Origin of the sequence: Micromonospora sp. NPDC047074 (genome assembly GCF_040643815.1) — a bacterium.
Taxonomy (GTDB): Bacteria; Actinomycetota; Actinomycetes; order Mycobacteriales; family Micromonosporaceae; genus Micromonospora.
Genome location: NZ_JBEYVB010000058.1, coordinates 17,725 through 28,582, shown reverse-complemented (window position 1 = coordinate 28,582; position 10,858 = coordinate 17,725). Strand labels below are relative to the sequence as shown.

Annotated in this window: 12 protein-coding genes; 2 read left to right on the top strand and 10 right to left on the bottom strand. The window is 73.4% G+C overall.

Going from position 1 to position 10,858, the window contains the following annotated elements:
• Nucleotides 1-105 precede the first annotated feature (105 nt).
• The 4 genes from ABZ809_RS33040 to ABZ809_RS33025 all read right to left on the bottom strand — a co-directional run bounded on the left by ABZ809_RS33040 (nucleotide 106) and on the right by ABZ809_RS33025 (nucleotide 2,522).
• The gene (locus ABZ809_RS33040; protein WP_357566579.1) at nucleotides 106-375 is read right to left on the bottom strand and encodes a hypothetical protein; all 270 of its coding nucleotides are present in this window, start codon (nucleotides 373-375) and stop codon (nucleotides 106-108) included.
• A 251-nt stretch (nucleotides 376-626) separates the two neighbouring features.
• A complete protein-coding gene (locus ABZ809_RS33035; RefSeq protein WP_357566576.1) occupies nucleotides 627-1,277 on the bottom strand; it encodes a DUF3618 domain-containing protein in 651 nt (216 codons plus the stop codon).
• A complete protein-coding gene (locus tag ABZ809_RS33030) occupies nucleotides 1,274-1,726 on the bottom strand; it encodes a phage holin family protein (protein WP_357566575.1) in 453 nt (150 codons plus the stop codon). Before ABZ809_RS33030 ends, ABZ809_RS33035 begins: the two co-directional genes overlap by 4 nt.
• 31 nt (nucleotides 1,727-1,757) lie before the next feature.
• A complete protein-coding gene (locus tag ABZ809_RS33025; protein ID WP_357566574.1) occupies nucleotides 1,758-2,522 on the bottom strand; it encodes a hypothetical protein in 765 nt (254 codons plus the stop codon).
• Between the two features lie 259 nt (nucleotides 2,523-2,781).
• On the opposite strand from ABZ809_RS33025, the gene ABZ809_RS33020 reads away from it, so the two are divergent.
• Both ABZ809_RS33020 and ABZ809_RS33015 read left to right on the top strand, forming a co-directional pair.
• On the top strand, nucleotides 2,782-3,261 hold the full coding sequence (locus ABZ809_RS33020) for a DUF4383 domain-containing protein (protein ID WP_357566573.1): 480 nt from the start codon (nucleotides 2,782-2,784) through the stop codon (nucleotides 3,259-3,261).
• A gap of 153 nt (nucleotides 3,262-3,414) precedes the next feature.
• The gene (locus ABZ809_RS33015) at nucleotides 3,415-4,074 is read left to right on the top strand and encodes a DUF6766 family protein (RefSeq protein WP_357566572.1); all 660 of its coding nucleotides are present in this window, start codon (nucleotides 3,415-3,417) and stop codon (nucleotides 4,072-4,074) included.
• 47 nt (nucleotides 4,075-4,121) lie between these two features.
• Here the strand turns inward: ABZ809_RS33015 and ABZ809_RS33010 are convergent, their stop codons facing one another.
• From ABZ809_RS33010 to ABZ809_RS32985, 6 genes are all read right to left on the bottom strand, one after another.
• A complete protein-coding gene (locus tag ABZ809_RS33010; RefSeq protein WP_357566571.1) occupies nucleotides 4,122-4,571 on the bottom strand; it encodes a GNAT family N-acetyltransferase in 450 nt (149 codons plus the stop codon).
• Between the two features lie 70 nt (nucleotides 4,572-4,641).
• The gene (obgE, locus tag ABZ809_RS33005; RefSeq protein ID WP_357566570.1) at nucleotides 4,642-6,153 is read right to left on the bottom strand and encodes a GTPase ObgE; all 1,512 of its coding nucleotides are present in this window, start codon (nucleotides 6,151-6,153) and stop codon (nucleotides 4,642-4,644) included.
• Between the two features lie 92 nt (nucleotides 6,154-6,245).
• Nucleotides 6,246-6,500 (bottom strand): 50S ribosomal protein L27, encoded by a 255-nt coding sequence (rpmA, locus tag ABZ809_RS33000; protein WP_088975624.1) that lies wholly within the window; start codon nucleotides 6,498-6,500, stop codon nucleotides 6,246-6,248.
• A gap of 11 nt (nucleotides 6,501-6,511) precedes the next feature.
• Nucleotides 6,512-6,826, bottom strand: coding sequence for a 50S ribosomal protein L21 (rplU, locus tag ABZ809_RS32995; protein WP_088975625.1), 315 nt, complete (start codon nucleotides 6,824-6,826; stop codon nucleotides 6,512-6,514).
• A 164-nt stretch (nucleotides 6,827-6,990) separates the two neighbouring features.
• A complete protein-coding gene (locus ABZ809_RS32990) occupies nucleotides 6,991-7,500 on the bottom strand; it encodes a hypothetical protein (protein ID WP_357566569.1) in 510 nt (169 codons plus the stop codon).
• 118 nt (nucleotides 7,501-7,618) lie between these two features.
• On the bottom strand, nucleotides 7,619-10,765 hold the full coding sequence (locus tag ABZ809_RS32985; RefSeq protein WP_357566568.1) for an Rne/Rng family ribonuclease: 3,147 nt from the start codon (nucleotides 10,763-10,765) through the stop codon (nucleotides 7,619-7,621).
• Between the last annotated feature and the right edge of the window lie 93 nt (nucleotides 10,766-10,858).

Genomic DNA, 10,858 nt, shown 5'->3' with positions numbered 1-10,858 from the left:
CGACCTGGGCGGCCACCGCGTCGATGGTCTTGAGGCCCTCGCCGGTGTTGAAGACGACGGTCTCCGCGGCCGGGTCGAGGCGGCCGGACTCGACCCGGCGTCCGCTCAGGCCGGGTGCAGGACGCTTCGCAGGCAGCCGTCCTCCTTCTTCTCGAACATCTCGCCGCGGACGAGCCCGAACGCCCGGCGCAGCGGACCGGAGCGCCACCGCAGCTCGGCGCGGATCTCCGTGCCCCGGTCCCGGGGCGCCGGCGTCAGCCGGACCGTGCCCTCCTGCTCAGGCCCGTCGGTCACCCGCCAGCGCAGCCGCCCGGGGCCCTCGACGGTGATCTCCGCCCGCCACTCGACGCCTCCACCAGCCGGATCCCGCGCCACGCAGCGCCACCGGTCACCGTCGAGTTGCTCCAGAACCGCCCACTCGGCCAGGGCCCGGTCCAGCCGCCCCCGCCCCGGCCCCGCTCTCGCGATCTTGCACTTTCTGCCCCGGCATTCGGCAGAAAAGCCGCGAACCCCGGGCCGAAAGTGCAAGATCGCGAGAGCCGGGGGGCGAGGGGGTGTACAGCAGCTCGCGGCCACTTCCGGGAGAGGCCGGGTGGCCGCGAGCTGTGCTGCGGTGGGTGGGTCGGTCAGTACCGCGCCTGGGCGCGGGACTGGTGTGCCTGGTCCCGCACGTCGTGCGCTGCGGAGCGGGTGTCGTCCTTGACGGCGTGCACCGCGTCCTGGGCGGTGGACCGGACCGACTCGGTGGCGTGCTGCGCCGGCTCGCGCAGTTCCTCCTTCAGCTCGCTGGCGACCTCGCCCAGCTTCTCCTTCACCACCCCGGCGTGCTCGCCGGCCTTCTCCCTGACCTGCGTCGCCACCTGCTGCTCGCGGCGCGTCGCCGGGATCAACGAGGAGGCGAGCCAGCCGACGCCGAAGGCGATGAGGCCGGCGGCCAGCGGATTGCCCTCGGACTTCTGCCGGATCACGTGCGGGGCCCGGTGCGCGGCGTCGCTCACCGTCGAGGCGGCCGAATGGGCCTTGTCGCTCACGGTGGACGCCGCCGAGGAGGCGTGATCGCCCACCGCGTGGGCGCCGTGCTTGGTGCTGTGACCCAGGTCGGAAGCGGTTCCCATCACCTTGTCCCTCACATTCTGCAGTGCGTTGCGGGCCCGCTGCTTGCGGTCGTCGACGATGCGGGCGGGGCTGACCTTGTACGCCAGCACGTCCACGTCGGAGCTCAGGTTGTTGCGGGTGACTTCGATCTCCCGGCGGATCTGGTCCGGGTCGGTGCTCATCGGGTGACCTCCTGCGGGTGGGGCTTGAGCGCGTCGGGAATCCGCTGCACGCTGTCGTTGGTCTGCCGGAGGCCGCGGATCTGCTCGGCGCTCCTCTTGGCCTTGGCGTAGAGGACCGCGGCGATCGCGCCCCAGATGACGGCCACGATCAGGGCCGCCCAGCCGGCGTCCAGCACGTTGGACAGCCCGGCCCACAGGGCCAGCGAGAGGAAGAGGGCCACCATGTAGCCACCGAAGCCGGCACCGCCGAAGAAGCCGGCGGTCTTGCCCGCCTTCCTGCCCTCCTGGCGGATCTCGGCCTTGGCCAGCTCGACCTCCTGCCGCATCAGGGTGGACAGGTCGCCGGTGACCTGGCGCATCAGCTCACCGATCGTGCTGCCCCTGACCTCGTCCGCGTCGTGGTGGTGGTGACCGGAGTTCAGCCCCGCCCCCTGCGTCGGCATGCTCATGCCGCCGCCTCCCTTCGGGTGATTCGTGGGCTCACGGACGGGGGGCCCCGGTCGACGGGACGCCCGGCAGCGGGTCGGTCTGGGTCACCGGCGGCAGCGGCTGGCCGACGCCGCCGGCGGGGTCGGCGTAGCTGGTGGTGGCCTGCGGGTCGGCGTACGCGCCCGGGGTCGGGTCGAGGTAACCGCCCGGCGGCACGGCGTCCGGTACCGCACGCGGTGTGGGCGGGGTCGGGATGACCGCCGTCCGCTCCGGGTCGTAGTCGGCACCGTGGCGACCGTTGGCGCCCTGGCCGTCGCCGGCCGAGATGTTCTTGGTCAGCCGGCCGGCGAGGACGCCCAGCACGGCGGCGCCGACCAGGAAGGTGCCCGGGTTGCGGCGGGCGTAGTCGCGTACCTCGGTGATGATGTCGCCGGGCTCGCGCTGCTCCAGCCAGCCGGCCACGCCGTGCACGCGGTCGGCGGCCTGGCGGGCGAGTTCGCTCACCGGGCCGGCCTGGCCGCCCTGCTCGGCCATCGTGCGCATCTCGTCGGCCAGCGAGCGGAGCCCGCCGGCGGCGCGCCGCTGCTGCTCGCCGGTCTGGCTGGCGAGCTGGCTGCGGGCCTCGCCGTAGAGGTTGCGCGCCTGGCGCTTCGCCTCGCCGGCGACCTCCCGGCTCTGTTCCTTGGCGGTCCCGGCGACCGCGCCGCCGGCCTGCCGGGCCTCCGAGCCGACCTGGCGGGCCTGCTCGCGGACACCGCCGCCGTTCGTCGATTCCGGTCCGTACGTGGAAGTCGTGGGTGACAGATCGTAGGCCATGATGTCCCTTCCGCTCGGGAAGTCGTCGTGGTTGTACTGGGGAAACGCGCCGGTCGTTACTGCCGGCGCCTCCTTCGACCTACCCTCCGTCGCCCGTCCCATACCTCGTTCGTGACTTCTCCTGCGCCCCGCCGTCGAGGGACTACAAAATGGAGGATCGTCGGGTTGGGTGTTGATTTCGTCGCGGAGAGTGATGGCATCGACCTCCGCGACCGGCACCGCGGGCAGGGCGTTCCGCGGCTCCACGGAGGTGACATCGATGGCACGGAACGCACGTGGCGGCCCGCCCGGCCGCAAGCCGCGGGTGCAGCTCGCCGCCGTGGCCGTGGCCGGGTTGTTCGTCCTGCTCGGGGTGCTCGGCTTCGTCCCGGGCATCACCACCGGCTATGGCGACATGACATTCGCCGGTCACCACTCCGAGGCCCGGTTGCTCGGCCTCTTCCAGGTGTCGATCCTGCACAACGCGCTGCACCTGGGCTTCGGGCTGGCCGGCCTGCTGCTGGCCCGGAGCGTCGGCGGGGCCCGGGTCTTCCTCGCCGGCGGCGGTGCCCTCTACCTCGGCCTCTGGCTGTACGGCTTCGCGATCGACCGGGAGAGCGCGGCCAACTTCATCCCGGTCAACGACGCCGACAACTGGCTGCACCTGTTCCTCGGCTTCGGCATGCTCGCCCTCGGCCTGCTGCTCTCCAACCGGGTGGGCACGGGCACCCGGCTCGACAACCCCTTCGACCGCCCCTGATCCGGGCGCCAGGACCCGGCGGCCTCCGCCCCGGAACGCCCCGCCTCCGGGCGGCCCTCGACCCCGGCGTCCCTGGTCCGGGCCCCAACCGTGATGTTTGCCGATCTGCCGCCAGGGCAACGAGGAGTACGGACCGTTGCCGAGGAGGTCGCCATGCCGAGATGGTTGCGTGACAACGCGCTGACCGTCGCCATGTTCGGCGCGTTCCTCGTCTTCCTGGCGTTGCAGAGCGTGTTCGGCTGGCACGCGTACAACGAGGAGCTGGCCGAGTTCGGGGCCGCGCCGGCCACCTGGGCCGGATACCTGCGCAGCGGGCACTTCATCGAGTCGGTCTTCGAGAACTGGGAGTCGGAGTTCCTCCAGATGGGCGGCTACGTCCTGCTCACCGCGTACCTGGTGCAGCGCGGGTCGGCGGAGTCGAAGCCGGTCGGGCAGACGGACCGGCCCGAGGACGACGAACGGCGGGCCACCGCCCACTCCCCCTGGCCGGTACGCGTCGGCGGGTTCCCCCTGGTGGTCTACCGCAACAGCCTCTCCATCGCGCTGCTGCTGATCTTCGCCGGCTCGTTCGTCGGCCACCTGCTCGGCGGGACCGCCGAGTACAACGAGCAGCAGGCGCTGCAGAGCGGGGAGCCGCCGATCGGCGTCCTCGACTTCCTCGGCACCAGCGAGTTCTGGTTCCAGTCGATGCAGAACTGGCAGAGCGAGTTCCTCGCGGTCGGCACGCTGATCGTGCTGAGCGTCTTCCTGCGGCAGCACGGGTCGCCGGAGTCGAAGCCGGTCACCGCCGCGCACGCGCACACCGGCGACTGAGCGCCGGCCGCGACCCGGCGCGCGTCCGGCGCCGAGGTCGGGCGCCGTCAGGCCGGCACGCTCAACCGCTTGGCGAAACAGACGCTGTACGGGTTGTCCACGTACTCGCCGTAGACCGGGATCGGCTCGTACCCGCTGGAGGTGTAGAGCCCGATCGCGGCCGGCAGGTAGGTGCCGGTCTCCAGGCGCACCACCGCGTGCCCCTGCTGGTAGGCCAACTCCTCCAGCGCGGTGAGCAACTGCCGGGCGACGCCCCGCCCCCGGTACGCGGGGCGGACGTACATCCGCTTCAGCTCGCCGGCACCGTCGTCGAGGGCCTGGATCCCACCGCAGGCGACCGCCCGCCCGTCGGCGACCACCACCAGGTAGCGGATGTCGTCGTGGGTGACGGTCGCCTGGCCGTCCAGCCCGCCGTCGGCCTCCCGCAGCTCGCGCTGTTGGGCGGTGACCAGGGCGTCGATCTCCGGATCGGTGACGGGGCGTGACTCGATCAGCATCAGGCCACGCTAACTGGAGGGGGTTTCGGGCAGGTTTCCGGCAATCGACCCGCTCACGGAGAGCGACGAGCTATTCGGCGTCGTCCTCCGGGAGACCCACGGGTCGGCTGCCCTCCTCGGAGTCGTCCGCGAGGACCGGACCGGCTTCCCCGGACGGGCCGGGCTCGACCTCGTCGGCCGGACGCTGACGGCGGGCCTTGCGGGCCGCCAGCCGCTCCGCGGCCGACGCCCGGGTGGACTTCTCCTCCAGCCGGACGTCGGTGCCCCGGTTGCCCGGGATGAAGTCGGCACCCGCGTAGAGGGTCGGCTGCCAGTCGAACTCCCGCTCGCCGATCCGGACCAGGTCACCCGGCTCCGCGCCGGCCTTGCCCAGCTTCTCCTCGACGCCCAGGCGGGCCAGCCGGTCGGCGAGGTAGCCGACCGCCTCGTCGTTGTCGAAGTTCGTCTGCCGCACCCACCGCTCGGGACGCACCCCGCACACGACCCAGGCGCCGTCCGGCGCGGCCTCGATGGTGAAGCCGACGTCGTCGACCGCCCTGGGCCGGATCACGATCCGGGTCGGCTCGGCCGGTGGCGCGGCGTTGCGCCCCTCCTCCACCAGCTCCGCCATGGCGTACGTGAGCTCCTTGAGCCCCTCCCGGGTGGCCGCGGAGACCTCGAACACCCGGAAGCCGCGCTCCGCCAGGTCGGGGCGGACGATGTCGGCCAGATCCCGGCCGTCGGGCACGTCGACCTTGTTCAGCGCCACCAGCCGGGGGCGGTCGGCCAGGCCGCCGTACTCGGTCAGCTCGGCCTCGATGGTGTCGATGTCGGCCACCGGGTCCCGGCCGGGTTCCAGGGTGGCGGTGTCGATGACGTGCACCAGCACCGCACACCGCTCGATGTGCCGGAGGAACTCCAGGCCGAGCCCCTTGCCGGTGGCCGCTCCGGGAATCAGGCCGGGCACGTCGGCGACGGTGAACGTGTGGTTGTCCACCCGGACCACGCCCAGGTTCGGCACCAGGGTGGTGAACGGGTAGTCCGCGATCTTCGGCTTGGCGGCGGAGATCACCGAGATCAGCGACGACTTGCCGGCCGACGGGTAGCCCACCAGGCCGACGTCGGCGACGCTCTTGAGCTCCAGGACCACGTCGAGCCGCTCGCCGGGCTCGCCCAGCTCGGCGAAGCCGGGGGCCTTGCGCCGGGCGTTGGCCAGCGACGCGTTGCCCCGGCCGCCGCGCCCGCCCCGGGCCACCTCGAAGGTCGTGCCGGCACCGACCATGTCAGCCAGCACCGTGCCGTCGGGCGCCTGCACCACTGTGCCGTTCGGCACCTTCAACTCGAGCTGGCGGCCGTTCGCGCCGTCCCGGTTCGACCCGGCGCCGCCCTTGCCGTTCTCGGCCTTCACGTGCGGGCGGAAGTGGAAGTCGAGCAGGGTCGTCACCTGCGGGTCGACCACCAGGGACACGCTGCCGCCGTGTCCACCGTTGCCGCCGTCGGGGCCCCCGAACGGCTTGAACTTCTCCCGGTGGATCGAGACACAACCGTGCCCGCCATCGCCGGCCTGCAGGTGCAGGACGACCCGGTCAACGAACGTCGCCACGGGCGTCAATCCTTCCAGCGAGGTTCACGCCCCGCACGAGAAAAGGCGAAGCGGGCCGGGACACGAGGTCCGCGGCCCGCTTCGCCGGAAGACTACTGCTGCGGCACGATGCTGACGGTCTTGCGACCGCGCTTGGTGCCGAACTGGACCGCACCGGCGGCCAGCGCGAAGAGCGTGTCGTCTCCGCCGCGGCCGACCAGGTCACCGGGGTGGAACTTGGTGCCACGCTGACGGATGAGGATCTCACCCGCGCTGACGACCTGACCACCGAAGCGCTTCACGCCGAGCCGCTGGGCCGCGGAGTCACGACCGTTGCGCGAGCTGGACGCACCCTTTTTGTGAGCCATCTGAGGACGACCTACTTCCCGCTGGAGATGCCGGTCACCTTGACCTGGGTCAACGGCTGGCGGTGACCCTGGCGCTTGTGGTAGCCGGTCTTGTTCTTGAACTTGTGGATCCGGATCTTCGGGCCCTTGGTGTGCGCGGCGATCTCGCCGGACACCGCGACCTTGGCAAGCTTCGCCGCGTCGGTCACCAGGTCGTCACCGTCGACGAGGAGCACCGCGGTGAGCTTCACCGCGTCGCCGGGGGCACCGACGAGCTTCTCGACCTCGATCACGTCGCCCTCGGCGACCTTGTACTGCTTGCCGCCGGTCTTGACGATCGCGTACATCGGAGGCGGACTCCCTGTCGTTGAGGCTGCTGGCGGGTGTTCCCTCGGCGGCTCGCCGGGTAGCTGTGGCACGGCGGCGCGGGCACGCGGGAACTCGGCACACAAAAGTGCACCGCAGGCAAGCGTACGCCATGGCAGGGGCGACGCCCAAACCGGGCCGCCGGTCAGCGGGCGCAGAGCTGGTCGAGGCGCTGCCGGAGCCGGTCGAGCTCGGTCTCGTCGATCGAGTCGACGTCGGTGCCCAGCGTGCCGACCTCCGCCGCCATGTCCGCGAGAAGCGTCTTGAGCTGCGCGTCCTCTGCCCGGGTCGACTCGCGCCGCAGCGCGCCCCGCCAGTCGGTCAGCGCGGCGGAGACGCGCTCGCGGGCGGCCTGGGCCGAGGCCTGGTCGTTCGCCCCGACCGCCGCGACCATCTTGCCGAGTTCCTCGACGTACGTCCGTACGGCGGTCTCGCCGGCGCGTTGTGCGGCGGCGCACACCTCGGGCGCGTTGCCGCCGGCCGCCCCGCTGCCGGCCCCCGGCCCGGCACCGGTCGTTCCGCCCGCCGGGCCGGCGGTGGGACCACCCGGCGTGGCGGCGCCGGTCGGGACGGCCCGCTCCGGCCGCTCGGCCGCGCACCCGGCGCCGGCGGAGAGGACAGCGGTGACCACGGTGACGGCGAGCAGACGGCGCATCGTTCTTTCTCCTGACCGCAGGCGGCCCATCGTGGCCGGGGATCGACCATACGACAGGACCCCGCCCACCGGGCAGCGCCGGGGACGGGGCCTGTCGGACGTCAGCCCGCTCAGCGGGTCACGGCCGGGTACGCCGCCGCGCACCGCCACGGCGGGACCGGCGCCGGCCGCTGCCGCCCTCCGACTCGTCGCCGTCACCGTCACCGTCGGCGATCGCGTCCGGGTCGTCCGGGGCGGCCAGCCGGGCCGACTCGCCCGTCTGGCTGTCGGCGATTTCGGGCGCGGCGGCCGTCTCCGCTTCGTAGCGGGACAGGTCGTAGCCCATGGTGTCGTGGTAGTCGGCGTCCTTGCTGCTCTCGGTGGCGGTCTCGGTGACCTCGGCCACGGTCCGCTCCGCCGGTGCGGCCTTGCGCGCCCGCCGACGGGACGAGCCGGCGCCCTGGTCCGCCGCCGGTGCGGCCACGGCCGAGGCGACCGCCTTGACCTTCTCCCCCGCGCCCGCACCCGCGCCGCCCGGACGCGGCTTCTCCGGCACCGGCTCGGTGTGGATGACCAACCCGCGGCCCTTGCAGCACTCGCAGGTCTCGCTGAACGCCTCCAGCAGGCCCGCGCCGATCCGCTTACGGGTCATCTGCACCAGGCCGAGCGAGGTGATCTCGGTGACCTGGTGCTTGGTGCGGTCCCGGCCCAGGCACTCGGTCAGCCGGCGCAGCACCAGCTCGCGGTTGGACTCCAGCACCATGTCGATGAAGTCGATCACCACGATGCCACCGAGGTCGCGCAGCCGGAGCTGGCGGACGATCTCCTCGGCCGCCTCCAGGTTGTTCCGGGTGACCGTCTCCTCCAGGTTGCCCCCGGAGCCGGTGTACTTGCCGGTGTTGACGTCGATGACGGTCATCGCCTCGGTCCGGTCGATCACCAGCGAACCGCCCGAGGGGAGGAAGACCTTGCGGTCCAGCCCCTTGATGATCTGCTCGTCGATCCGGTACTCGGCGAACACGTCGGTGGTCCCGACGTGCCGGCGCAACCGGGCGACCAGGTCCGGCGAGACGTGCGACAGGTACGACTCGACCATGTCGTACGACTGCTCGCCCTCGATCACCAGCTCGCGGAAGTCCTCGTTGAACAGGTCCCGGACGACGCGGATGACCAGGTCCGGCTCCCCGTAGAGCAGCACCGGCGCGCCGCCCTCGGCGGACTTGGCCTGGATGTCCTCCCACTGCGCCTGGAGCCGCTTGACGTCGCGCGCCAGCTCGTCCTCGCTGGCCCCCTCGGCGGCGGTCCGGACGATCACGCCCGCGCCGTCGGGCACCAGCTTCTTCAGCGCGTCCCGCAGCCGCTTGCGCTCGGTGTCGGGCAGCTTGCGGCTGATGCCGGAGGCGTTGCCGTGGGGCACGTAGACCAGGTGCCGACCGGAGAGCGCGATGTGGCTGGTCAGTCGGGCGCCCTTGTGACCGATCGGGTCCTTCGTCACCTGCACCAGCACCGAGTCGCCGGAGCGGAGCGCCTGCTCGATCGAGCGGGCCCGGCCCTCCAGGCCGGTGGTGTCCCAGTTGACCTCGCCGGCGTACAGGACGGCGTTGCGGCCCCGCCCGATGTCGACGAAGGCCGCCTCCATGCTGGGCAGGACGTTCTGCACCTTGCCGAGGTAGACGTTGCCGGCCATGGTGCCGGAGGAGTTGCGGGTGACGTAGTGCTCGACGAGCACCCCGTCCTCCAGGACGGCGATCTGGGTACGGTCGCCGCGCTGGCGTACCGCCATCACCCGGTCGACGGCCTCCCGGCGGGCCAGGAACTCCGACTCGCTGAGGATCGGCGGCCGGGTCCGGCGCTGCTCGCGGCCGTCGCGGCGGCGCTGACGCTTGGCCTCCAACCGGGTGGAGCCGGAGACGCCCTGCACCTCGTCGACCGTCTTGCGCGGCTCGCGGATCTTGACGACGGTCGGCACCCCGTCGTCGGCGCCCGCCTCGACGTCACCGGCGCCCCGGCGGCGACGACGGCGACGACGGCGGGTGAGCGCGTCGCCACCCTCGTCCTCCTCGCCCTCGGGCTCCTCCGCCTCGGCCTCGGCGGCCTCCTCGGCCTCCTCTTCCTCGGCGTCCTCCGCGCCGCCCTTGCCCCGGCCCCGGCCACGGCGGCCACGGCGGCGCCGGCGGCGGGCCGCGCTCTCGTCCTCGTCCTCTTCCTCGGCCTCGGCGTCGGCGGCTTCCTCGGCCTCCTCGGTCGGTTCCTCCTGCTCGACGGCCTCGGCGACCTCGACGGCCTCGACGTCGCGGCGGCCACGCCGACGGCGGCGCGCCGGCTCGACCGGCTCCTCGGCGGCGGGCTCCTCCGGGGCCGGTGCCGGGGTCACGACCCGGACGGCCGGAATGTCCTCCGGCTGCGGGGCCATGAACAACACGGTGGGCGCGGAGAGCGCGGCCCGCCGGCGGCGGGCACGCGGCTCGGGCTCGGCGACCGGCTCGGCAGCCCCGGCCGGCTCCTCGGCCGCCACGGGCGGGCTGACCGCGACGCCCGGCGGGACCTCGCCCGATCGGCTCTGCGCTCCGCTGACCGCGGCGGGCGGGGCGGCGGCACCGAAATCGGTGCCGGCCTCCGGCTCGACCTCGGCGGGGGCCGGCTGCCCGGTGCGCCCGGCGGGAGCGGCAGCCGCCTCGTCGGTCCCCGCCGGCACGGCGACGTCGGCGGAAGTCTGTGCGGCCGGCTCGGCCGCAGCGGGGGCGGCCTTCTTCCGGCGGGTACGGGTCGCCTTGACCGGCGGCGCGGCCGGCTCGGCGGGTGCCTGGTCCGGCACGACCGGCGGCTCCTCGGCAGCCCGCGCCGCGGCGTCCTCGGCGGCCTGAGCGGGCGGCTCCACGGCAGCCGGCGCGGGCGTCTCCTCGGCGGGAGCCTCGGTGGCCTTCGCGGCGGTGGCCTTACGGCGGCGGCGCGGCGCCTTCGGGGTGCTGTCGAGGTCGCCGGCGACGGGGGCGAGCACCTCGGCCTGGGGGGCCTCGCCGCGCCCCGGCACGGACGCGGTCGACGCCTGGACCGGCGCCTCGGTCTGCTCCGGCTGGTTCAGCGGCGTGGCCCGCCGCCGGGTGGCCCGCCGCCGGACCGGCGCGGCCGGCGCCTGCTCCGGCTCGCCCGTGCCGGCGTCGGCGGCGCCACTCGCCGCCCCGGTGCTCGTCTCGGTGGTGCTGTCGTCGGCGGTGTTGTTGTCAGCGGTCTCGTCGGCCGGCTGTGAACCGGTCCGTTCGCCGCCCTCGGGCTCGTTCTCGAGCATGGACGTTCTCCAGTTCTGGCTGCCCCGGGCGCGGGTGAGCGCTGCCACGCAGGGTCGCCGCAAAAGGTGTTTCCGCCGGGCGCGCAGGGTGCG